We start from the raw sequence: 23,505 nt of genomic DNA on the forward strand, positions 1-23,505 counted from the left end.
ATTCCCACTTAGAGCCAATTTATAAACTAAATCTTGAGATAGCTAAGTGACTATCATTCAGGTAAATACTCATCATTTGTCACATCTAGGATGTCATAGGGACAAATACTTGGAAAAGATTCTACTGGCAAACCAGTTTCAGCTTTTGCTTGCTTAACAGCTTGTAAGTAAGATTCTGCAAAAATGCTGTCCAGATAAGATTGAAGACTAGGCGAATCATTGAGAGCTTCATTTACACGTCTACGATGCTCGATTATGCTTGCTTCCCAGCTACCGCTTCTTTTTTGGGGTTGAAATTGCCATTTGAGCAAATGCACCAGAATCACAATAAGATTACTTTTGAGCCTGCGACGCTCACTCTTCCCCATATCGGCAATTTCCTCAATTAAATTTTCCCAGTCCACGTTTGCATAGTCCTGACTTTGCAATTTTTCTACAGTTGCTTCTATCCATTGCAAGTAGTCGATATTGTATAAGGTTTGGGAATGAGCCTTTAAGGAAGACATAGAGGTTTCTGTAGGAGATAGTTAGACAAATTTTTACATAATTGTAGTTTGTGCAGGTGCGATCGCTGTAAGGTACATTTAATCCATCATCCAATACAGTTCAGATAAGATAATTAGCCTACCAATAACCTTTGTAGAGACGTTGCATTGCAACGTCTCTACAGATTCGGCAACATCACGAATCACCTTAACCCAAGCGTATTGATTCATAATCGCTTGATTTGTGATTTATCTTGTAAACACATATCTTGCACGCCTGCGACTGAAGTCGCAGCTACACAGACAAAACCCGCACTTCGACAAGCTCAGTGACCACCTGCGCGGGTTCCAAACCCTTGATATTGCGTTAGTCCGCGTGGTGCGCCAAGCGCAGCGCAAGCGCGATAGGCGGACTTCGTTTGTATAGCCGCGAATTCCATTCGCTGGGGCTAGGTGCAAGATGTGAATAAACAACTTGATGAGGAGTAAACTGTTATTCACCTATCCCCACAAAGTAGCTAATACTTCCTCTCCTGTGGCTCAAACATATTAATCACAACGGGGCGATATTGAATATCAATACCTGCGGGTGAATAGTAAGCCATTGTATGTCGGAGGAAATTGACATCATCGCGCTGCGGAAAGTCTTCGCGGAAGTGTGCGCCGCGGCTTTCTTGGCGATTGAGGGCGGATGCTAAAATTGTTTGCCCGACTACCATTAAGCTTCGCAGTTCTAAAGCTTCTACTAGTTCGGTATTCCAGCAACTACCTTTGTCGTCTAAGAAAACTTGAGAATATTTTTGTTGGATTTCGGTGATTTTTTGCCAGCCTTGACTCATTAATTCTTGGGTGCGGAAAACGCCGCAGAATTCGGTCATCGTATCTTGAAAGGCTTGGCGGACTTGGTTAATGCGGTATTGTCCTGGTTGTTCTAGTAAAGCTTGAATTTCTTGCTGGGCTTCTTTGATGTAACGTTGTTCTTCAATAGTAGGTAATTTACGTTTTTGGACATATTGAGCGATCGCTGCTCCCGTGCGCTTGCCATAAACTACACATTCTAAGAGCGAATTACTACCTAAACGATTGGCTCCATGAACAGAGACGCAAGCAGTTTCTCCAGCCGCAAAGAAGGCTTCAACAAAACCATCATCACTACTGCGAACTCTACCATCAATGTTAACAGGTATACCACCCATACAATAGTGAATTGTTGGGCGGACGGGCATTGGTTGAGTGACTGCATCAACACCGACTAAGCGGTGGGCTTCTTCCCAGCAGAAGGGAACGCGACTCATAATTTTTTCTTTACCCATATGGCGCAAGTCGAGATAGACGAAAGGGCCACCTGCGCTACCATCAGGATGAACGCCACGCCCAGCACGAATTTCATAAGCGATCGCTCGTGAGGTAATATCACGGGGGGCTAGTTCCATCCGACTGGGTGCGTAGGTTGCCATAAAGCGATCGCCTTCAGCATTAATTAAATACGCCCCTTCTCCCCTAACTGCTTCAGAAATCAGCACCCCGACTGGATATAAGCCTGTGGGGTGGAACTGCACAAACTCCATATCTTCTAAGGGTAAACCAGCGATCGCCGTCATCGCCAAACCATCGCCTGTAGAAGCGTAATCATTAGAGGTGGTGTTATAAACGCGACCATACCCACCAGTGGCAAACATTACAGCCTTTGCCCTGACCACCTCAATATGCCCATCCAAAAGGTGATACATCACCACGCCTTTAGCTTGACCGTCTTCTAAAATCAGGCGCATTACGTACCACTCTTGATAAATATGCACACCGTACCGCCGCAAATTATTGACCAATTCGTGCAAAATTGCGTGACCAGTTTTATCTGCGGCGTAACAGGTGCGGTTGTGGGAGTGTCCCCCAAAAGCCCGTTGGGCAATGCGACCATCGGGTAAACGCGAGAACAAAACACCCATATGTTCTAGGTCAATCACCACATCCGGTGCTTCTTGGGCGAGAATTGCGACAGCATCTTGGTCTGCCAAATAATCGGAACCTTTGACAGTATCAAAAGCGTGTGCTTGCCAAGAGTCTTCAGTATCGACATTTTTTAACGATGCTGCCATCCCACCTTGGGCAGCCACCGAGTGCGATCGAATCGGGTGAGTTTTAGCAACTACAGCAACATTTAAACTGGGATCAGTACGGGCAATTTCCACAGCCGCACGACATCCTGCCAATCCGCCCCCGACAATAATCACATCATGTTCCAGCATAACTAATCCCCGATTGCAAAAAGCTGCTGTTCTATTGTAAAGATGTGATTCACTCAGCAGTTTTACATCTTTACAAAAAACTTCCCTGCCAGGTGACAGGGAAGTTAATTATTTCAAAATGAACAATAATTAAAATCTACTATTGCCTACTATTAAACTAGTAAGTAGCTTGTATGGGTTGCTGCTGAGAGACATTACCAGGTATTGGTTCAGTTTTTGTCCCTGGTTCTATAGCAGTTAGTTCAATATGATTTAACAATGTAGTTACAAATGCGAACAGTAAGAACGGTAACGAAAGCAGAACAATTAGACCGACTGTTGCCAACGCATATACAGGTCGTCTCGCACCCATCAACGCCAAGGCAGATGCCAAACTGATAACGATTGTAATCAGCCAAACAATGATTTGACCGTAGATATCACCAAAGGTCAGAGTACAGACAAACCGATAGTTTTTAATATCACCCTTATTCATCACAATTGCCTCAAGTCTCTCCTATAGGTTCTACGTTAGAGCCATGTTTGGCTTGTAGACAATTTCTCAATATTTTTGCAATGTTTGTAATATCGCTTTACAATCTGATTGTTTTATGACAAATCTAGTTGATTGACCATATATCTAATTTCCCAATTAGATATAGCAATATTTGTAGAAATGACAAGCAAATTTGTGCCTGTAACCTATCTCAAGAAATATTTTTTGAAGAAGAATTGAGAAGCCAAGAGTCAGGAGTCAAAATGAATAAGAGAATGACAGAAAATAAAATATCCAATTTAAGAGAGAGTGTATTTTTCTTTTTCCCACAAGGTGATTGTCTATTTTTTTAGTTAGAAGTCCCTATTGATAAGTTATTTTCTGGCAGTCTTTGAGAATCAATTAGTAAACATTCATGAGTGTGAGTTATTGCAACGCTGAACGCCGCAACAAATAAAGGTGTAATTTACGGCTAATTCTGGTTTTTTTCCAACTACAAACTTTTCCTATAGCCGTAACACACCCCATAATTTAAGGCTGACTAATTTTAATGATGGAGATTCCTCTGTTCTCTGGGAAAATTATTGTTTGCAAATATATGAAATTAATCCTGCTGTCTTCTGCCTTCTGACCCCTGGCTACTACAACATCAGAGTCCGATATAATAGTGACTCATTCTTTGTTTTCCTAACTGGAGAAACCAATGGGTCGCGCCAAAAAGGTTGTCTTAGCATATTCAGGTGGTGTAGATACTTCTGTGTGCATTCCTTACCTCAAGCATGAGTGGGGTGTGGAAGAGGTAATTACTCTTGCAGCAGATTTAGGCCAGGGAGATGAATTAGAGCCGATTAAAGAAAAAGCACTCAAATCTGGTGCTAGTGAATCTCTGGTAGTTGATGTCAAAGACAGCTTTGTTAAAGATTACGCTTTTGGGGCGATTCAAGCCAACGCACTTTACGAAAATCGCTATCCTTTGGGAACTGCACTGGCTCGTCCTTTAATTGCCAAAATATTAGTAGAAGCAGCAGATAAATACGGTGCTGATGCGATCGCACATGGTTGTACTGGTAAGGGTAATGATCAGGTACGCTTTGACGTTTCCTGTGCTGCCTTAAATCCCAGCCTCAAAATTTTAGCACCTGCGCGGGAGTGGGGTATGAGCCGCGAAGAAACGATCGCCTACGGGGAAAAGTTTGGTATTCCTGCACCTGTGAAAAAGTCTTCGCCTTACAGTATTGATAAAAACTTGCTTGGTCGCAGTATTGAAGCGGGTGTGTTGGAAGATCCCACAAAAGAACCGCCAGAAGAAATTTATCAGATGACAAAAGCGATCGCCGATACCCCCAATGAGCCAGAATATATTGAAATCGGTTTTGTCAATGGTATCCCCACCACTATCAACGGTGCAGCTAAAAACCCCGTTGAATTAATTGAAACACTCAACGAGTTAGCAGGCAATCATGGCATTGGTCGCATTGACATGATTGAAAACCGTTTGGTAGGAATCAAATCACGGGAAATCTACGAATCACCAGCGATGTTGGTGTTAATTCAAGCACACCGCGATTTAGAAAGCTTAACTTTAACCGCAGATGTTAGCCACTACAAACGCGGTATCGAAGAAACTTACACTCAATTGGTTTATAACGGTTTGTGGTACAGTCCCCTTAAAGCTGCGATCGATGCGTTTATTCAAAAAACTCAAGAACGCGTCTCAGGAACCGTACGGGTGAAACTTTTCAAAGGTAACGCCACAATAGTTGGTCGTTGGAGTGACAACACACTCTATACCCCCGACTTAGCCACCTACGGTGCTGAAGACCAATTTGACCATAAAGCTGCGGAAGGTTTTATTTATGTTTGGGGTCTTCCTACCCGCATCTGGGCGCAACAAAATAGATAATTAAAAGCTGTGTTGGGTTTTGCTATTGCTCAACCCAACAAAAACTGAACGAGCAAATTAAGTGATTCACAGCTTAGAGGGTCTTGGCGATCGCAGCCAGCATAATATCATTAGTATTTGCATGGGTTCTGCACGAACTCAGCGCACTTACCTTGGGTCTTAAAATAATCAAGGTAGTTATCCCACTTTTTGAACTGGCTGAAAAACCTTTATGATTCCTCAGGAAACTGATGCAAAAGCAACGCCTACGTCATCAAAAACATGGCGTAATTGGCGAGAAAATGTGATTTTAGTGGCCATCGCTTTATTTTTAGCAGTGATCATCAGGACTTTTGTTGCCGAACCCCGCTACATCCCTTCGGAGTCGATGGTTCCTACTTTATATGAAGGAGATCGTTTAGTTGTCGAAAAAATGTCTTACCACTTTCACCCGCCTGTCACTGGGGATATTGTGGTATTTCAGCCACCAGAAGAACTGCAACGACGCGGCTATCCCAAAGACCAAGCTTTTATCAAACGGGTGATTGGCGTACCTGGAGAAATAATTAAAGTCGCCAACGGCAAAGTTTATCTCAACGATCAACCTTTGCAAGAAGACTATATTGCCGAACCACCAAATCAACCATTCCCACCTGTACAAGTCCCAGCAGACCAGTTTTTTGTTATGGGAGATAACCGCAACGATAGTAATGACTCCCGCTACTGGGGTTTTCTGCCAAGACAAAATATCATTGGTAAGGCAGTATTTCGCTTTTGGCCTTTCAACCGCATTGGCTTTATTTAATGATTCAAGTTTTCCCCTACATCACCAGTATGGGGATTCTAAAAAAACTCCGCGCACCTTTGCGTTTACCTCAGCGTTCCTCTGCGTTTCAAATGGTTAATCTAAAACCTCAAAAAATGCATTAACTGGGCGATCGCCTCAGCAGGTAATTGCAATCGTCGTTGAAAATCAGCTACATTACGATATGGCCCAGCTGCTTGCCGATTTTCAATCACTGCTTCAGCCAAAGACAAATCCATATATGGTATTTTCGCTAATGTTTCGACTGTAGCAGTGTTGGGGTTGACTAAATGGGTAGGGTCAATTATAGATTCATGATCGTAATAAACAAAATTCAGCAGAGGTTCTAAAGGCTTAAGTCGTTGTACTGGCAAACTCAGAGCCGCCGCAATATCTTCAATACAATAAAATTTAACACCTGAACGCGAAAGTTCCACCAGCGATCGCGCTTGGTGAATTGACAATCCTGGTAAACGTAGCCAATCATCTACAGTCGCTTGATTAGCATCAATCCGCATCCCTAATTGTGCCGCGATGGGAATTTCTTCTCCAGATTGCAACCGATAATAAGGGTCGTTGAGTAATTTAGCCCGCAGTTTTTGTAATCTAAAGTTTAAAGGTAGCCAGTTATTCATGGTTTTTCCTTGCATCAAGAAATTTGGTCGAGTAGCTGGCGACGCTTTTGTTCAAACTCATACTCAGAAATTAAACCATCTTGGCGTAGTGCATCTAACTCCCGTAAAGCACTAGCGACACTTTCGACTTGATTGCTTGTCTTTGGAGAAAACTTGACTGCTGATTTACCTTGATTAAAATTTTGGTCAAAAGCTTCCTCATCTTGAGCTAAATACCACACAGCCTCAATGGCACAAGCTACCTTAGGAATAGGTGTCCAAGAAAGTAACACATATAAAATTCCCCACACAGGCTGACCTAAATAAAATTTATGGAATCCTGAAACCAAGGGGATACCAGAAAGAGCCAAAATAGCAGCGATAGTCCGGCTTTTGCGTTTAGTTAACATACTTATTCTAAATTTACTACTGTCACAGTTTGCCTAATTAAACAGCGATCGTAGCAAAATCACTACATAAATTCAGCATTATATAATTCTGGCGAAAAACCAACATCTAAATATATTCTGATGCTATCTTAAAGTTTTCATCTGCAAAGCTGATTACGATGTCACAGAACACACTCCCATCAGCATGGCTAAAACTACTATCTGACCCTTTCGCCGTATTAGGAATCCCTGTGACTGCCGATGAGCGTCAGATTAATAAATGTTATCGTGCCTTAGCCAAACAACTGCATCCCGATCGCTATGCTCAAAGTGGTGAAGCAGAACAAAAATTAGCCACAAATATATTTACTCGCTTAATTAATCCTGCTTACGCACAAATTAAGCAAACCCAAAAATGTGCGGAAACCATAGCCATGCTGCGCTTAGAAGCTAAAAGTTGGCAGCCAAAAGCTGATTTGGCAAAAAATTCAGCATTAGAAAAACTGATTCAAGCCTCTGCACAATCAGCCGAGAGTATCTATGAACAAGCGATCGCTGACTATGCAGCCATTCAATATACCTCGCTACAACAAACCTACCAAATAACTCAACAGTTAAACCAGCTAAACTTAGCTTACTTTAGCTTGCAGCAATCCCAACCATCAATTCCTCAAGCCGCCCCTCCCGTAAGTTCCCCAGTTCAACCTCAACCAACACCACAGACATCAGAAAACACCCAACCAGTTCCCGTCAACTATGCTCAACGCCACTACCAACGAGCCATTCAATATAGTAAACAAAGTAAATGGTCACTGGCTGTTAGCGAACTGCGAGATGCTATCAAATTAGAGCCAAATAACAGCGATTTTTACGCCTTACTCGGATTAGTACATTTCCACCAAAATCTTTTAGGTATGGCTAAGGTTTATACTCGACAAGCATTAAAACTTAACCCTACAAATCGCCTAGCCCTCAAATATGCAGAGCAATTAAAAATTGACATGAAAGAAAACATTAATCCCCAGTCAATGGCCAAAGCTGTGGGTATTGCGGCTTTGTTAAGCAGGTTTGTTCCCAAAACAGAAAGCCACTAAAGTCAAGTGTTGGAATTTCGGTGAAAAACCGTACTTTAACCGAAGATAGTTTTTTAGATGAATCCCCTAGACTAGAATAAACATATAGGCATCACTCTAAGCGACTGAGTGACATCACTCAGTGAAGTGGAAGCAACATGGGATTCTTTGACTCTGAGATAGTTCAGCAAGAAGCAAAACAGCTATTTGAAAATTATCAAGCACTAATCAAGCTTGGTAATAACTATGGCAAATTTGACCGTGAAGGCAAAAAACTGTTTATTGATCAAATGGAAGCCATGATGGAGCGTTATCGCATCTTTATGAAACGCTTCGAGCTATCGGAAGATTTTATGGCTCAGATGACAGTAGAACAGCTAAAAACCCAGTTAGGGCAATTTGGTGTCACGCCACAACAGATGTTTGATCAAATGCACTTCACCCTAGAAAGGATGAAAGCCGAACTGGAAAAACAACCCTAGAAAATTTTAGATTTTAAATTGTGGATTTGGGATTGGTTATAACCTAAAATCCGTCTGGAAAAGTTGCGTGCGGGGGAAACCCCCGCACGCAACTTTTCGCAAAATCTCAAATTAATTTGACTTAGGGCGAGGAAACTGTGACGGTGGCTGAAATTTTTCCACAGGAACACCTTTAAGTGCCTGAGTCATGAAATCTTTCCAGATGGGAGCTACCATTACACCACCAGTAGCACCACTAGCTAACTGTCTGTTGTCATCTCTACCTACCCAGACAGCTGTCGTTAGTTGAGGTACTGTACCGACAAACCAAATATCCTTTTCTGAGGAAGTTGTACCTGTCTTGCCAGCGGCAGGACGACCTATAGCAGCATTTTTACCAGTTCCTTCAGTAATTACTGATGTCATTGTATCAATAATTGCTGCTGATGCCCAAGGATCAAGAACTAGCTGGGGTTTTGGTGTATTGTCTAGCAAAACATTGCCACTACTATCAGTTATCCGAGCAATAATAGTTGGCGGTGACTGCCAACCGTAATTAGCAAAAGTTGCATAGGCGCTCGCCATTTCCAATGGTGTGACACCAATCGCACCCAAAGGTAGCGAAGTCACAGGTTCCATCGGACTCATAATGCCTAAAGTCCGGCAGGTTTCTATGACCTTAGACATCCCTACAGACTTACCCAGCTTGATTACAGGGATGTTACGAGATACGGATAAAGCTTTACGAATTGTCATCGCGCCCCCGAAACTACCATCATAGTTTCTCGGAAAGTACCAACCGTCGCCATCTCGATAGCTCACTGGCGCATCAATCACGGTTGTATCTGGCCCATACTTACCAGTAGCAAAGGCAGTATAATAAACAAAGGGCTTAAACGAAGATCCTGGTTGGCGTAAAGCTTGAGTAGCACGGTTAAATTCACTGGCCTTGGGATCTACACCACCTACTAGTGCCTTCACAAAATGGGTACGCGGATCAATCGCTACCAACGCAATTTGATTTTTTGATAATCCTTGCCCACTGAGGGATTTGTGCCACTTTTTCACAGTGTCTTCCGCCATAATTTGGAATTTGGCATCAACAGTTGTTTGTACGCGCATCCCACCTTTGAGTAAGGCATCACGCCCAAACTTTTTCGCCAATTCCTGCGCCACGGTATTACTCACATAAGGTAAAGCACTACCTTGAAAAGAGCGAATTCTGCCTAGTTTGATTTCTTGCTTGAGGGCATCATCATATTCTTGCTGGGTAATCCACTTCAATTCCAGCATCCGCCCTAGCACTTCTTTTTGTTTCTGTTTTGCCAGTTTCATACTAGCAAATGGGCTGAATTGCTCTGGCGCTTGAATTAAGCCTGCCATCATAGCAGATTCGGCAATAGTTAAATTTTCGGCTGACTTATCAAAGTAAGTGCGGGCTGCTGTTTGTACACCGTAATTATTGTGACCCCAATACACTTGATTGAGGTACATTTCTAAGATTTGGTCTTTGGGGAGAATTTGCTCTAGGCGAATTGCCAATACAGCTTCAGCTAATTTCCGGGTAACGGCTCGTTTTTGGGACAAAAACAAATTTTTGACCAACTGCATGGTGATGGTAGAGCCACCTTCTTTCACGCCACCAGCTACTGCATTGACAACGATCGCCCGACCAATACCTGTAGGATTAATACCGTGATGATAATAAAAATGGCTGTCTTCACTAGCTAGTACCGCCCGTTTTAAATTGGGCGAAATTCTATCTAGCGGTACGACTTCCCGGTTAGCTTCCCCGTGGACGCTGGCTAACAGTTTTCCTTTAATGTCATAAATATAAGTTGTTTCTGAAGGCAAAAAGTTACGTAATTGTCTAACATCAGGCAAATTACGGAAACTAATCGCTAAACCAACCAGCCCTCCAGCTACAATAGAGCTTGTCAGCATGGTGATAGATAACAAAGTACCGCCAGTTATCTGACCTACGCCTTTCAAAAACTCAAAACCTTGTGAAGGCCGACGTTGTGGCTGCTTATTTTCAAGAGTCCTAGACGACACGGTGATATCACTTCCTCACTTGTAAATTTAACTGTAATTCATCGAAATGCAGCATGGTGGTTAATTTTTTGCAATTATATTATTTTGGCAGATGAAACAACGGACAAATTGCCAGTGAATATAACCAACCTAACTTCTCAAATAAAAAGTGTAGTTAATAGCGAATCTCCTATTATGGCGCAAGATTTTTCTTGGCTGCATCGTGGGGTAGTGGAAGTATTTCCCCAACCGACTGATATTAATAGCGAAATTGAAAGTTTAGAACAACGTCTAGCAAATAGTAACAAACCTCTGAGGGTGAAATTGGGAATTGACCCTACAGGTGCTGATATTCACTTTGGTCATAGCATACCAGTAAGAAAACTGCGAGCGTTTCAAGATGCTGGTCATACGGCAGTCCTCATCATTGGTGATTTTACTGCTCGTATAGGCGATCCAACAGGTAAATCTGAGGTGCGTCGTCAGCTAACAGCAGCTGATGTGGCGCAAAATGCCCAGACTTACTTAGACCAAGTGCGTCCTATTTTGGATTTTGACACACCCGGACGCTTAGAGGTGCGCTATAACTCCGAATGGCTTTCCCAACTGAATTTAGGAAAAATTTTGGAGTTACTCTCGACTATGACTGTGGGTCAAATGTTGGCCAAGGAGGGATTTGCTGAACGTTACAAAAAAGAGAATCCGATTTTCTTGCATGAGTTCCTTTATCCTTTAATGCAGGGCTATGATTCTGTGGCTGTTGAGGCAGATGTAGAATTAGGTGGAACTGACCAGAAGTTTAATATTGCTGTGGGACGGGATTTACAACGTCATTTTGAACAAAAGCCACAATTTGGACTACTGTTACCAATTTTAATTGGTACTGATGGCGTACAAAAAATGTCGAAGTCTCTGGGCAATTATGTTGGTTTGTCGGAACACCCAGGACAAAAATATCAGAAGTTACAAGGGGTTCCTGATAATTTGCTGAAACAGTATTTTGAACTACTGACAGATTTACCTTTAGATCAATTGCCAGAAAATCCCCGTGATCGCCAAATGCTGTTAGCTTGGGAAGTAGTTAAACAATACCACGGCGAACAAGCGGCAAATGAAGCCAAAGAAGCAGCAAAAAGCGGTGGTAAAGCAGGTGCTGTTCCTGAATTTTCTTTGGCTGGTGTGCCTCAATTTCCAGCAAAGTTAGCTTTTATACTCAATGCTAGTGGCTTGTGTAAAAGTACAGGCGAAGGACGGCGGAAAATTCAAGAACGTGGTGTGCGTTTAGATGGCGAGCAAATTACTGATGTTGATACTACTTTTGCCGAACCTAGTGAATTACACGGACGAGTGCTGCAAGTGGGCAAGAATAAGTTTGTGCGCTTAGTACCTTGAAAGTGTGAAGTATGAAGTCGGAAATTTTATTTTTTTGACCATTGACAAATGACAAATGACAAAATCATCGTAGCTTTGGATGTGCCGGATTTGGAGGGTGCGATCGCTTTAATTGACAAGCTAGAATCTGTGAGTTTCTGGAAGGTTGGGTTAGAGTTGTTTACCAGCACTGGGCCGAGCATTTTAGAAATTTTAAAGTCTCGGCAAAAGCGCATCTTTCTAGATTTAAAATTTCACGATATCCCTAATACTGTGGCTGGGGCTTGTCGCAGTGCGGCGCGTTATGGGGTAGATTTATTGACAATTCATGCCACAGCAGGCAAAGATGCCCTCAAAGCCGCCACAGAAGCGGCCCACACAGGTGCAGACCAAGCAGGTATGCAACCGCCAAAATTAATTGCGATTACGCTGCTGACGAGTATTTCGGCGCGACAATTGGCGTTTGATTTAAAAATTCCCCTAGAGTTGCCAGAATTTGCCCTAGAAATGGCATTAATGGCGCAAGCGTCAGGGTTAGATGGGGCGGTGTGTTCACCCCAAGAAGTGGCACAATTGCGCCAAACCTGCGGCGATGAATTTTTATTCGTTTGTCCAGGGGTGCGTCCAACTTGGGCAGAAAAAGGAGATCAACAGCGATCGCTCACACCTTCCCAAGCCCTGCAAGCTGGTGCAAACTATTTAGTAATTGGTCGTCCCATCACTGCTGCCTCTGATCCTGAGTTAGCCTGGAAAAAAATTGGTGATGAGTTAATTACAACTTGAACTAGACGCTATATCTGTAGAAACTGGGTGTAGGGGTGTATGCCTCCAAAACCCAGTTTTTCAGCAAAATTGAACCAGTCCTTTGGGTTTAACAAATTGTTGCAATGTCTATTTTAGGACTGCACGTCATGGATACTTGCTTTAAATCGACGCGTGCAGCTTACTACCAACAAGGCAATACCGTCAGGTCAGTGTAGGTAGTTCACCATCAATTACAACAAGCCAACCAGGAATTACAACGCCTGGCTTCTTTTGATGGCTTAACACAAGTAGCAAATCGGCGTTGCTTTGATGACACACTCAACAGAGAATGGCAAAAGTTGGCACGAGAAGCAGGCTGCTTATCTTTGATTTTGTGTGATGTTGATTACTTTAAGCTTTACAACGATACACACGGACATTTAGCCGGCGATGATACCCTCAGACAAGTTGCACAAGCGATTCAACAGGCCCTCAAACATCCTCATGGTTTGGTAGCTCGCTATGGTGGAGAAGAGTTTGCCGTAATTTTACCAAATACTGATATGACAGCAGCGATCGCAGTTGCAACAGAAATTCAAACTAATATCAATGCTTTACAACTCCGTCATCCCCATTCTCAAGTCAGCGAACACATCACACTCAGTCTTGGCTTGGCAACCATTATTCCCCATGAGCGCTCATCGAGTACTATATTAGTTGCTGCTGCTGACCAAGCGCTTTACCAAGCAAAAGCACAAGGAAGAAACTGTGTTGTACACATAGGCTGTGAAGATATTGAAACCAAATTTAGCTAATCACAACACGAATAAGCACCAACTTTGGTCAAGGATGAACGGAAAAATTACTGCCAACATTAACCAAGTTAATTCTGTTTCTTCCTCCGTTCACGTTAGTGTTGTCCTGGTTGCGGCTTTTGGGATACTATTGACCAACAATGCTGATAATTCCGCATTTTCTCAAACTTTGAAGACCTCTCCAGCCACAAATAGAAGTGAAACTTTTGTTTGTAGCGACAAAAATTTAGCAACATTAACTACTCAAATGTTAGCAGATTTACCTAGCTATGTTAATCGTGCTAGTCAACGTGGTCGTCGTCTGCGTAGAAGTAGTGATGTTTATAGCTATATGGTATTGGCTGGCAGACCTGAATTTCAACCTCTACCATTAAATTCTTTTAGCGGTAATTTGGCTGAACCAAAAAGTACAGATGCAGTTGAACAAGTTTTTTTTACTACTTTAGCTCGGCAGTATGCAGATGGAAAAGCAATTGAATTAGAAGAATTTCATTGGGCATTTTTAACAAAAACTCAACAACTTGGTTGGCGTTTAGTCTTAATGTTTACCCAAACTGATGGCTACCCAAAACAACAACTACCCACACCGCCACGGGATAGTAGTAATAGTACGGTGGCTCAAGGAATTAAAGCTTGGTTAAGAGATTGTCAAGCTGGGAGTGTGCGTATCCGAAAAAAGATTTAAGCTGATTGTTGGCGAATTTCATCGTATTTAGACCGCACAGCTTGAATATCTTGCCACATCAACCATTTAGGGCTGCCTTTTTCCTTTGAGGGGTTACGCAATAAGTATGAAGGGTGGAAAATTGGCATACACAAGCGTCCTTGCCACTCTAGCCATTGTCCACGAATTTTTGTAATTCCCTGCTTTTCACCAGTTAAACCTTTGAGTGCAGTTGCGCCTGTTAATAAAATAATTTTGGGGTCAACTAGGCGAATTTGCTCCAGTAAATAAGGCAAGCAAGCTGCCATTTCGCTAGGTGTGGGAACACGATTATTCGGTGGTCTACATTTATTGATGTTGGCTATGTAGACATCTTCTTCAGTTGTGAGGTTGACAGATTCTAAGATTTTGTCTAGTAATTGCCCGGATCTACCCACAAATGGTAAGCCTGTTTCATCTTCATGTTGACCTGGTGCTTCACCCACAATCATGATTTGCGCGTTGAGATTTCCTCTTCCCACTACTGCATGAGTGCGAGTTTTTCCTAATTCGCAACGTTGACACTGGTTGCAGTGCTGGGCTAATTCGCTCATCTGGTTATATGTTCCCGCAGGTATGGGAATTTTGGCATCTGTAGGAATTAGCTCTGTTGGGTTTGAGCTTGACTCATTAAAGAGGCTGAGTTGAATGTCGCTGCTCATGAAAATACGCTTGTTGGGGTCAGCACCTGAGATTTAATTTCAGTTTGTTGCTGAATACTGAAATTAGCACGAGTTCCATTGTAGCAGTGAATTACTGCTCATATTGCATAGCCTTAGCATAATCACCCAAGGCGTAGCAAGCGACTTTTAAGCTAGCGAGCGCTTGTTCTTCAATGCGGCGGTCATTAATGCTTCTGGCTAGCAGTAGTCTTTGCTCATAATAGTTAATTGCTTTGTTGTAGTCTCCTAGGGCTTCACAAGCCACCCCTAAACTGCCTAAAGATTGTTCTTCGCTACGCTTATCTTTTAATTCTCTGGCTAATTGCAAACGTTCTTCATAATAAGCAATTGCTTTGCCGTAATCACTCGTAGCATAGCAAGCATTACCTAAATTTTTGAGTACTTGAATGGCGCTGCGGGGATTGTTGAGTAGGCGGGCAATTTTGACACACTGTTCATAATAGGCGATCGCTTGGGGATAATTATCTAAAGCATACCAAGCGTTGCCTAAATTCTTTAGTACCTGTTCTATACCCCAATTATCTTGCAATTCTTGGACAATTTTTAAGCTTTGCTCTTGGTACTCAATTGCTTTAATAAAATTTCCTGATGCTTTATAAACTAATCCTAAGTTATTTAAAGCGGCGACTTGACTGCGCTTGTCTTGCAATTTTTGAGTTATTTTTAAGCATTCTTCTAAATATTTAATAGCTTTATTATGCTCACTCAGGTGTCTGTAAGCATTGCCTAAGTGAGATAGAGCTTGCATCTGCACTGTTAAATTGGGCTGATCTTTTTTTAAGGCTAAACACTGCTGGGCATAAACAATAGTTCGCTTATAATCTCCAGAGGCGTAAGTTACTACCGATAATAAAGATAAAGCCTGTTCTTGCTGCTGGATTTCTCCTACCGCCTGAAATAACTCCAGAGATTTTTGCAACGACTTCAACGCCGCCATTAATTCTCCAGCCTGCTGCTGTTGCACGCCTTGTCGCATTAACTGTGCTGCTTCTAATAGCTGAGAATCGTTTTCTTGCGCCAACGCCATATCTTCTGGCCCATGTTGGCCAAATTCATGAGTGATGGTGTTGCGCTTGATGGGTTTGATCTTAATAGCAGGCACTGGCGTGGGAGAGGTATTGTTGATGTTATTTTTCAGTTCAGCGTCTGACATCGACCAATTCCTATTAAGTTGGCTAGTGTAGCAGAAAGCAACTTGCAAAGCTCTAGCGTCTATGTTCTTGTGCAACTGCTGTAAATCAAGTTTTCCCAAAATTAAAGCCTATCTTTCATCGCTCATCATCACTTTAATTTGATGAATGAAACATTTTGCATTCAGCGAGCGCTATTCTCAACTCAATATATACAGCAAATATATGGCTACTGTAGATTCTTTAGGACTTGACTGTAATATCAACCGTGGATCTATTCATTGGTGTTTGTGTATTCCACACTTGTTCAAATTCTGCTTTAGTGATGCCAAATTCTTGAATATCTCTTTCGTCTAGTGGTTTATCACATAACATTCCGTAATCATCAAGAAAGTGACTACCATCATAAAACAGCACATTACCGTTTTCGTAGACTTCTATTTGTCTAACAGCATATAAATCTTGACCAATCTCGAGAAAATAGGTACTAGTACCCCAAGCATCAAACTCACCGCCTAGGGTTTCATCCCAGAACCATTTGCAATATTTCTTGACATTGGTTGGTAAAGACATAGTTTTTTCCTCCTGTGAGGGATTTCTATTCTCAACTCAAATCTACAAAAAATATAATTTTTCCATGTCGAAGCAAGCATATATTAGCCATATTATGGGATTTTTTAACTACTCACAGAAATTGAGCATCAATAAGTAGGAAGTAGATACTTAGAAGTCAACTTGTTGGTAAATTCTATCCAGACTGCTATATCTATTTTAAAGTATTAATTTATCGACATAATTTAGATGTTTATCTAATTAATGTCTTGATTAAAGATAGTTAAGCCTCAAAAAATCTTGTGCAGAAAATTCTTAACTTTGCTTTTATTAGCTTCAGCGCAGCATTTCTCGCACTTCCATTAATATTACTCCCAACATATTTTTCCCGCTACCATCGGCTCCACACCCCCAGTAGTAATCAATAGGTGAATTTTCGACAAGTTCTTCATCACCTGTAGACAGCAAAATTTCTCTAATATCTGGATGAGTGGCAAATTTGCGTAACACAGCTTGCTTCATCACATGATCTTTAACTTGCTCCCAGTCTGGGCGCAAAGGACGATTTCGTTCGCGCCCCATCTTGGCTGCTTCTTTAGGTGTTTTTGCCAGCCGAATTTGCTCTAAATGAATTGTACCGACAAACTTTTGCGCTTGAAAATAATGTTCGCTAGTATACCAATACAACTCATCTAAAACAAAGCCGTGGGCGGAAAAGTTGGAAAAACAGCCATATTGTTCACGAGTACTGTAGAAATAAATAGTCATAAGGAATCCCGCTTGATTTTGGGCATTATCTTAATGGTTAACCAATTCTTGCAACTTTGTTAACACAGCTTGGGCATGAGCTTTGGCTTTGACATTTGGCCAAGCATAGGTAATGGTTCTATCAGGTGAAATCAAAAAAGTTGACCTGACAATTCCCATATATTCTTTACCCATAAACTTTTTTAATTGCCAAGCACCATAGCTTTCGGCTAGTTGATGTTCTGGGTCACTTAATAGGGTAATCGATAAATTATGTTTAGCAATAAATTTGCCATGAGATTTACCTGAGTCTGGACTGACACCTAAAATTTTGGCTCCTAATTTGCTAAATTCTGGATGTAATTCGGTAAAGTCTTTGGCTTCTGTGGTGCAACCAGGGGTGTCATCTTTGGGATAAAAATATAGGACAATCCATTCACCTGAAAAATTATCCAGGCTAACTAAATTAGCGTTTTGGTCAGGTGTGGAGAAATTTGGTGCAGGCTGTCCAATTTGGGGGATGTTGCTCATGATGGAACTAAAAAAATTACGATCGCCTCAAAAATTTTACCTGGAGTTGGCGATCGCTTATCGGCTAAATGTTGATACTGTTAGGTATCCGCGATGGCAGTAAATATTTATACTCAACTCCAGTCTCATTCAAACGTAATTGATTGCGGGAGTTGATTTGATCTTCGATATCTACGAGTTCGTTTTGAAACACAGTAATAATTTTGTAACGATAATGACCTTGTTGCTCCTTAGAAGACATAATCTGCGCCTAGCTTAATATTCGTTAATAATTTATATAGACGACAAAAAATCAAACTGTGCCGTATAGGTTGATTGTCTACCCCGATGTTTATACATACTCAATTGTGAAAAATACCATTCATGCTACGTAAATTTACCAACCGTGAAGAATTCATCGCTTATCTGCGTGAACAGTTCCCCCAAGCCGCAGCCAGAGACAACCATATCAGCGATATTAAAGGGGGACGCAAAGCCGCCCAAAAAGCACTACAAAAAGTAGATCCCGCAGCCTACAGCAAAACACGTAACTTTTTAACAGGGGCAGTTACCAAGCTTTCACCATACATCCGCTACGGAGTTTTCAGCCTGGCAGAAATTAAAGAGTACGTCCTAGAGAATGTCAAACATCCTGATGATGCCACCAAACTGATTAATGAATTAGGTTGGCGGGATTATTGGCAAAGATTATATGTCAAGCTAGGCGATGGTATTTGGCAAGACCAAGAAGAATACAAAACTGGTTATTCACCCCAAGACTACGCCGCCGAGCTAGCCCAAGATATTCAACAAGGTAGTACAGGAAGAGTTTGTATAGATAGTTTCAGTAAAGAGTTACGTGAAACTGGTTACTTACACAACCATAGCCGGATGTGGTTAGCAGCTTACATCGTTCATTGGCGGCGCATTCGTTGGCAAACAGGTGCTAAGTGGTTTTTAGAACATCTTTTAGATGGTGATCCGGCAAGTAATAATATGTCTTGGCAATGGGTTGCTAGCACCTTTAGCCATAAACCATATTTTTTCAATCGGGAAAATTTAGAACGCTACACCAAAGGTATTTACTGTCAGAAATGCCCTTTATATGGACATTGTGATTTTGAAGGTAGCTACGAAGAACTCGAACAAAAATTATTTCCTCAAGGGGAATTTACTAAAAAACCCAATAGTCAAAGTTGGCAACATAGTAAGAGAGGCAAAAAATGAGTAAACCAATTATTTGGGTACATGGAGACTGTCTGAGTCCATCTAACCCGGCATTTCAAGAATACCCTGATGCCCCAGCAATTTGGGTTTGGGATGATGCGTTGATTGAAGAATGGCAATTAAGTCTAAAACGTATCGCTTTTATTTATGAATGCTTGCTAGAGTTACCCGTTGAAATTCGTCGCGGCAATGTGTCGCAGGAAATTTTAGCTTTTGCGCAAGAAAATAATGCCAATTTAGTAGTCACGGCGGAAAGTCCTAGCCCTAGATTTGATGATATTTGCGATGAAATAGAAAAAAATTTAGAGTTAGAAGTTTTAGAAGTAGAACCATTTTTTGAGTATGAGGGTTTTATAGATTTGAAGCGTTTTTCGCGCTATTGGAAGGTAGCGGAAAAGTACGTTTTTGAATGAATTTAGACCCATACTCTATCAACTTGCACTAAATAATGATTCTTCGCTTTCTTGGCGTACTTGGCGGTTCGTAATCAAAAAATTTTCTGCATCTTCATGAAGAATTGGTATTGGCGTGACATGACTAAAGTAGTGCATAAATATAACTCTTGTGGTGTGGACAGGAAAGCCCGCACCGGACAGGTCTAATGCAACATTTTGGCTGTGTCAGTCCACTACAATTTAAAATTTACTAATCATTAGGAATTGTGATTATTTAATGTTATTCTTGCAGGAATTGTTAATTACTCCAATTAAAAGCACATCTGTTAATCAGAAACAACGTAATTTGGTATCAGTTTTATTTTACTTAATTCTCAGTTTAGGATTTGCTTTATTCTACGGCTGGCTAGGACTGCAAAAAGCTTTTAGAGGTGAGTATGTTGTCCAAGATGATGCTAGAGAATATGTATTTTGGATGCAGCGTTTTGTTGATGCAGAATTATTTAATCAGGATTTAATGGCTGATTATTTCCAATCAATTACGCCGTTAGGTTATGCCAGTGTTTACAAAATTCTGGCATATTTGGGAATTCAGCCTCTATTACTGAGTAAAATCTTACCTATTTTTTTAGGTTTGATTATGACTATCTATTGTTTTCGCCTTTGTATGGCAATATTTTCAGTACCATTGGCAGCTTTTATCAGCACTTTGCTACTTAATCAAAGTCTTGGGTTTAAAAGTGAGTTAATTTCGGCTACGCCGAGGTCTTTTTTATATCCTTTATTATTGGCTTTTCTTTATTATTTAGTGCGCGAATCTCGGCTCAAAATTTGCCTGGTAATTGTATTGGCAGGATTTTTTTATCCCATAACACTATTCATTTCTCTAGGAATTTTACTTTTCAGGATGCCGAGAAATTATGCTTTAATTGCCACTACTGTGGGATTAGGATTTTTAGCGTTGTTGCCTTATGCTTTGATGTCTTCGCAATACGGGCCTAGTGTCAGTGCAACTCAAGCTTTAACTATGCCAGAGTATTGGCCTGAAGGTAGACATCCTTTTTTTAATCACAATCTTTGGCAGTTTTGGTTGATTGGACAGCATAGCGGGATCTTACCCCCTTTACTACCCCCTTTTATTTGGTTGGGATTGTTTTTGCCGATTGTGTTGCGCTATCCTCATCGCTTTCCTTTAGTGAGGTTTGTGAATAGTAACATCAAGTTATTGCTACAAGTTGTTATAGTATCTTTGATTTTATATTTTGCTGCCCATGCCTTTTTCCTAAAGTTATTTTTTCCCACACGCTATACAGTTCATACGCTAAGAATTGTGATGGCGATCGCAGGCGGCATTACCTTAACTGTATTATTAGATGGATTTTTTATTGCTGATCGACAAATGCAGGCTGCGGGAAATAAACGCAGATTCGGCTCCTTAGCGTTGACAATATTGGTTACTGCTATCCTATTTTTATATCCAAATCTATCAGGACGCTTCCCAACTACAGATTACAGGGTATCAACAGAGGGAAATTTATATCAATTTCTGCAACAGCAACCTAAAGATAGTCTAGTTGCAACTCTCGCAGATGAAGCCGATAATATTCCAACTTTTGCTCAAAGACCTATTTTAGTTGGTAGAGAATATGCACTGCCATTTCATATTGGTTATTACTCGCAAATTCGCCAACGCACGATAGATTTAATTCACGGACAATACAGTTTTGACATAACATCCGCACAACAATTAATTCAAAAGTATGGCGTAGATTTTTGGCTAGTAGAACGCACAGCTTTTCAAGTTGAGTATTTAAATAAAAAAACCTGGCTGAAAAGTTTTCAACCAGTGTTTGCGGAAGCTGTAGGTAATTTGCAACAAGATAAAATTCCGGCAATTGCAAAATTAATATCTCGCTGTTCTGTTCTAGAAACAGAAAGCTTTTCTGTTTTAAGAGCCGACTGCATTTTAACCTCACCCCAACCACAACCACCCTCTTCCGATAGATAGAGACAAGTGGTAAATTTTTACGTAATCAGTCTTTATGCAGATGTAGAAGTAATTTTAGTATTCTGTGCATCTTTCACTTTGAAGTAAGACAATGGATACAAAAGGCAAAGTCAATATTTGGTGGCAATACGTTCTTTTACTAGTGTTACTTTTAACAGTAGGGCCAACCACTCTCTTTATTCGTCAGGCTTTGCGAGGACATCCACTAGATATTAATTACTTTTGGACACAACTATCACCCTTTGGGTTGCTCAAGCAAGGGCTTTATAATGGCAACGGTGGCGCAGATTGGAAAATCGGCCAGCCAAAAGTGACGCTTTGGAATGCTGAACAGTTGCGGACTTTGCCAGAACTGGGAACATTCGCCTTAGAATTGGTGAACCGCGATCGCACTTTGAATCACTTAAAGCCTTTAAAACCAGACTCATTGCTTTCGCAAGCTGCACAATTCCACGCCCAAGACATGCTGGAGAAACAATACTTCAATCATATTTCTCCCGATGGTAAAACTCCCCGCGATCGCTTTTTGGACTTAGGGGGAAATCAGCGTGTCGGCGTTGGTGAAAACATTATTAAGGATGGCGTTCAAGGTTTAGGCTTTACTTATGGCACAGTCGAAGATTTTCAACGCGGTTGGATGTACAGCAATAGCCACCGCGAAAATATCCTCACTGCGGAATACACTAAATTTGGCTATGGCTTCGCAGTAGGAAAAAACGGTCAAATTTATGCAGTACAAATGTTTTCTGAATAAACTAGCAAAGGAATTCCCAACAAGACAAAACTCGGTAGAGTTTCTGGGATATCCTAAAATAAGTGAGAGATTTGCCAAAGAATAAGTAAGAATGAAACTGGCAGCAAGAGTAAGTCAGGTAAAACCTTCTTTAACCTTAGCGATCGCAGCTAAAGCTAAGGCCATGAAGGCAGAAGGTATAGATGTTTGTAGTTTTAGTGCTGGAGAACCAGATTTTGATACTCCAGCGCATATTAAAGCCGCAGCCGCAAAAGCTTTGGAAGAAGGCAAAACCAAATATGGCCCCGCAGCTGGAGAACCAAAGTTAAGGGAAGCGATCGCCCAAAAGCTGAAAACTGATAACGGTTTAGATTACAAAGCAGAAAATGTCATCGTTACCAATGGCGGTAAACATTCTTTGTACAACTTGATCGTCGCACTCATCGACCCAGGTGATGAGGTAATTATTCCGGCTCCCTATTGGCTGAGTTATCCAGAAATGGTAACTTTAGCAGGTGGTGTATCCGTAATTGTCAATACTGATGCTTCCACAGGCTATAAAATTACACCAGAACAACTGCGCCAAGCCATTACCCCCAAAACCAAGTTATTTGTCCTCAACTCCCCATCCAACCCGACAGGGATGGTTTACACGCCAGAGGAAATTAAAGCTTTGGCGCAAGTAATAGTTGATGCAGATATCTTTGTCGTCTCCGATGAGATTTACGAAAAAATTCTCTACGATGGCGCAGAACATATCAGTATCGGTTCTTTGGGTCAGGAAATTTTTGACCGGACTTTTATTAGCAATGGGTTTGCCAAAGCTTATTCTATGACAGGCTGGCGATTAGGTTACTTAGCCGGGCCAGTAGAAGCCATTAAAGCCGCCAACTCCATTCAAGGGCATAGTACATCGAATGTATGTACCTTTGCTCAATATGGGGCGATCGCCGCCTTAGAAAGTCCTCAAGACTGTGTAGCCGAAATGCTGACTGCTTTTACCAAACGGCGACAAGTTATGTTAGAGAGAATCAACGCGATTCCTGGCTTAAATTGTCCCAAACCAGACGGTGCATTTTATCTATTTCCTGACATCAGCAAAACCGGACTCAAATCTTTAGACTTTTGCAACGCCTTGATAGAAGAACATCAAGTTGCCGTCATTCCCGGAATCGCCTTTGGTGCAGATGATAACATTCGCCTTTCCTACGCCACCGATTTAGCCACAATCGAAAAAGGATTGGATAGGTTAGAAAAATTTGTGCGATCGAGGATTTAATTCAATGTAAGTTCTACGGATAGATCAGGTAAATCTGGAAAAGTCAGTAGACCGAAAACTGTTTCGTGAAGACAGGGGCTAGGGTGTAGGTGACAAATACGCGCTGTTGTGGTGTGATTAAAGGCTAATTAGGTCAATCATGGC

At 41.5% G+C, this 23,505-nt stretch carries 25 protein-coding genes and 1 pseudogene; 13 read left to right on the top strand and 13 right to left on the bottom strand.

The genetic code is table 11. The features are described from left to right. Positions 1 to 53: 53 nt before the first annotated feature. The 4 genes from H6G69_RS28960 to H6G69_RS28970 form a co-directional block, all read right to left on the bottom strand. Positions 54 to 506, bottom strand: a complete 453-nt coding sequence (locus H6G69_RS28960; protein WP_190692570.1) for a DUF29 domain-containing protein — start codon at positions 504 to 506, stop codon at positions 54 to 56. Between the two features lie 78 nt (positions 507 to 584). Then, positions 585 to 716 (bottom strand): hypothetical protein, encoded by a 132-nt coding sequence (locus H6G69_RS34560; protein ID WP_277883490.1) that lies wholly within the window; start codon positions 714 to 716, stop codon positions 585 to 587. A gap of 287 nt (positions 717 to 1,003) precedes the next feature. After that, complete coding sequence (locus H6G69_RS28965; protein ID WP_190692571.1) at positions 1,004 to 2,731, bottom strand: succinate dehydrogenase/fumarate reductase flavoprotein subunit; 1,728 nt, start codon at positions 2,729 to 2,731, stop codon at positions 1,004 to 1,006. Positions 2,732 to 2,888: 157 nt separating this feature from the next. Then, complete coding sequence (locus H6G69_RS28970) at positions 2,889 to 3,206, bottom strand: hypothetical protein (protein WP_190692572.1); 318 nt, start codon at positions 3,204 to 3,206, stop codon at positions 2,889 to 2,891. Between the two features lie 703 nt (positions 3,207 to 3,909). Here H6G69_RS28970 and H6G69_RS28975 point away from each other — a divergent pair. Beyond that, positions 3,910 to 5,109, top strand: coding sequence for an argininosuccinate synthase (locus H6G69_RS28975; RefSeq protein ID WP_190692573.1), 1,200 nt, complete (start codon positions 3,910 to 3,912; stop codon positions 5,107 to 5,109). Between the two features lie 211 nt (positions 5,110 to 5,320). Continuing rightward, entirely contained in the window at positions 5,321 to 5,893 is a 573-nt protein-coding gene (lepB, locus tag H6G69_RS28980) for a signal peptidase I (protein WP_190692574.1), read from the top strand. A 101-nt stretch (positions 5,894 to 5,994) separates the two neighbouring features. Here the strand turns inward: lepB and H6G69_RS28985 are convergent, their stop codons facing one another. Together H6G69_RS28985 and H6G69_RS28990 are read right to left on the bottom strand one after the other, a co-directional pair. Then, on the bottom strand, positions 5,995 to 6,528 hold the full coding sequence (locus H6G69_RS28985) for a ComEA family DNA-binding protein (RefSeq protein WP_190692575.1): 534 nt from the start codon (positions 6,526 to 6,528) through the stop codon (positions 5,995 to 5,997). 14 nt (positions 6,529 to 6,542) lie between these two features. Then, complete coding sequence (locus tag H6G69_RS28990) at positions 6,543 to 6,917, bottom strand: SHOCT domain-containing protein (RefSeq protein WP_190692576.1); 375 nt, start codon at positions 6,915 to 6,917, stop codon at positions 6,543 to 6,545. Positions 6,918 to 7,075: 158 nt separating this feature from the next. Here H6G69_RS28990 and H6G69_RS28995 point away from each other — a divergent pair, with 158 nt between their 5' ends. Further along, entirely contained in the window at positions 7,076 to 7,990 is a 915-nt protein-coding gene (locus H6G69_RS28995; RefSeq protein ID WP_190692577.1) for a J domain-containing protein, read from the top strand. Positions 7,991 to 8,127: 137 nt separating this feature from the next. Continuing rightward, positions 8,128 to 8,451, top strand: coding sequence for a DUF1825 family protein (locus tag H6G69_RS29000; RefSeq protein ID WP_190692578.1), 324 nt, complete (start codon positions 8,128 to 8,130; stop codon positions 8,449 to 8,451). Positions 8,452 to 8,562: 111 nt separating this feature from the next. Here H6G69_RS29000 and H6G69_RS29005 read toward each other — a convergent pair whose 3' ends face one another. Then, positions 8,563 to 10,485: a transglycosylase domain-containing protein gene (locus H6G69_RS29005; protein WP_190692579.1), complete on the bottom strand. Its 1,923-nt coding sequence runs from the start codon at positions 10,483 to 10,485 to the stop codon at positions 8,563 to 8,565. A gap of 174 nt (positions 10,486 to 10,659) precedes the next feature. Here H6G69_RS29005 and tyrS point away from each other — a divergent pair, with 174 nt between their 5' ends. The 4 genes and pseudogenes from tyrS to H6G69_RS29025 all read left to right on the top strand — a co-directional run bounded on the left by tyrS (position 10,660) and on the right by H6G69_RS29025 (position 14,079). After that, a complete protein-coding gene (tyrS, locus tag H6G69_RS29010; protein ID WP_190692609.1) occupies positions 10,660 to 11,856 on the top strand; it encodes a tyrosine--tRNA ligase in 1,197 nt (398 codons plus the stop codon). A 48-nt stretch (positions 11,857 to 11,904) separates the two neighbouring features. Continuing rightward, positions 11,905 to 12,618: an orotidine-5'-phosphate decarboxylase gene (gene pyrF, locus H6G69_RS29015; protein ID WP_190692580.1), complete on the top strand. Its 714-nt coding sequence runs from the start codon at positions 11,905 to 11,907 to the stop codon at positions 12,616 to 12,618. A gap of 104 nt (positions 12,619 to 12,722) precedes the next feature. Continuing rightward, positions 12,723 to 13,394, top strand: a pseudogene (locus tag H6G69_RS29020) (GGDEF domain-containing protein); the annotation flags it as partial. 34 nt (positions 13,395 to 13,428) lie between these two features. Beyond that, positions 13,429 to 14,079: a hypothetical protein gene (locus H6G69_RS29025; protein WP_242072224.1), complete on the top strand. Its 651-nt coding sequence runs from the start codon at positions 13,429 to 13,431 to the stop codon at positions 14,077 to 14,079. Here H6G69_RS29025 and H6G69_RS29030 read toward each other — a convergent pair. The 6 genes from H6G69_RS29030 to H6G69_RS29055 form a co-directional block, all read right to left on the bottom strand. Continuing rightward, positions 14,076 to 14,759, bottom strand: a complete 684-nt coding sequence (locus H6G69_RS29030; RefSeq protein WP_190692581.1) for a uracil-DNA glycosylase family protein — start codon at positions 14,757 to 14,759, stop codon at positions 14,076 to 14,078. The genes H6G69_RS29025 and H6G69_RS29030 overlap by 4 nt on opposite strands. A 91-nt stretch (positions 14,760 to 14,850) precedes the next feature. After that, positions 14,851 to 15,933 carry a tetratricopeptide repeat protein gene (locus H6G69_RS29035; RefSeq protein ID WP_190692582.1) on the bottom strand — a complete coding sequence of 361 codons (1,083 nt, stop codon included), beginning with the start codon at positions 15,931 to 15,933 and terminating at the stop codon, positions 14,851 to 14,853. A gap of 220 nt (positions 15,934 to 16,153) precedes the next feature. Beyond that, entirely contained in the window at positions 16,154 to 16,483 is a 330-nt protein-coding gene (locus H6G69_RS29040) for a hypothetical protein (RefSeq protein WP_190692583.1), read from the bottom strand. Between the two features lie 315 nt (positions 16,484 to 16,798). Further along, positions 16,799 to 17,230: an NADAR family protein gene (locus tag H6G69_RS29045; RefSeq protein WP_190692584.1), complete on the bottom strand. Its 432-nt coding sequence runs from the start codon at positions 17,228 to 17,230 to the stop codon at positions 16,799 to 16,801. A gap of 30 nt (positions 17,231 to 17,260) precedes the next feature. Continuing rightward, entirely contained in the window at positions 17,261 to 17,740 is a 480-nt protein-coding gene (gene bcp, locus H6G69_RS29050; protein WP_190692585.1) for a thioredoxin-dependent thiol peroxidase, read from the bottom strand. 64 nt (positions 17,741 to 17,804) lie between these two features. Then, a complete protein-coding gene (locus tag H6G69_RS29055; protein WP_190692586.1) occupies positions 17,805 to 17,981 on the bottom strand; it encodes a hypothetical protein in 177 nt (58 codons plus the stop codon). Positions 17,982 to 18,103: 122 nt separating this feature from the next. On the opposite strand from H6G69_RS29055, the gene H6G69_RS29060 reads away from it, so the two are divergent. From H6G69_RS29060 to H6G69_RS29080, 5 genes are all read left to right on the top strand, one after another. Beyond that, positions 18,104 to 18,946, top strand: coding sequence for an FAD-binding domain-containing protein (locus tag H6G69_RS29060; protein ID WP_190692587.1), 843 nt, complete (start codon positions 18,104 to 18,106; stop codon positions 18,944 to 18,946). Further along, positions 18,943 to 19,359 carry a hypothetical protein gene (locus H6G69_RS29065; protein ID WP_190692588.1) on the top strand — a complete coding sequence of 139 codons (417 nt, stop codon included), beginning with the start codon at positions 18,943 to 18,945 and terminating at the stop codon, positions 19,357 to 19,359. Before H6G69_RS29060 ends, H6G69_RS29065 begins: the two co-directional genes overlap by 4 nt. Before the next feature lie 259 nt (positions 19,360 to 19,618). Then, the gene (locus H6G69_RS29070) at positions 19,619 to 21,349 is read left to right on the top strand and encodes a hypothetical protein (RefSeq protein WP_242072225.1); all 1,731 of its coding nucleotides are present in this window, start codon (positions 19,619 to 19,621) and stop codon (positions 21,347 to 21,349) included. Between the two features lie 91 nt (positions 21,350 to 21,440). Continuing rightward, positions 21,441 to 22,103, top strand: coding sequence for a CAP domain-containing protein (locus H6G69_RS29075; RefSeq protein WP_190692589.1), 663 nt, complete (start codon positions 21,441 to 21,443; stop codon positions 22,101 to 22,103). Positions 22,104 to 22,194: 91 nt separating this feature from the next. Beyond that, a complete protein-coding gene (locus H6G69_RS29080) occupies positions 22,195 to 23,361 on the top strand; it encodes a pyridoxal phosphate-dependent aminotransferase (protein WP_190692590.1) in 1,167 nt (388 codons plus the stop codon). The last annotated feature ends 144 nt before the right edge of the window (positions 23,362 to 23,505 follow it).

The organism is Nostoc sp. FACHB-110, from assembly GCF_014697425.1.
GTDB lineage: Bacteria > Cyanobacteriota > Cyanobacteriia > Cyanobacteriales > Nostocaceae > Nostoc_B.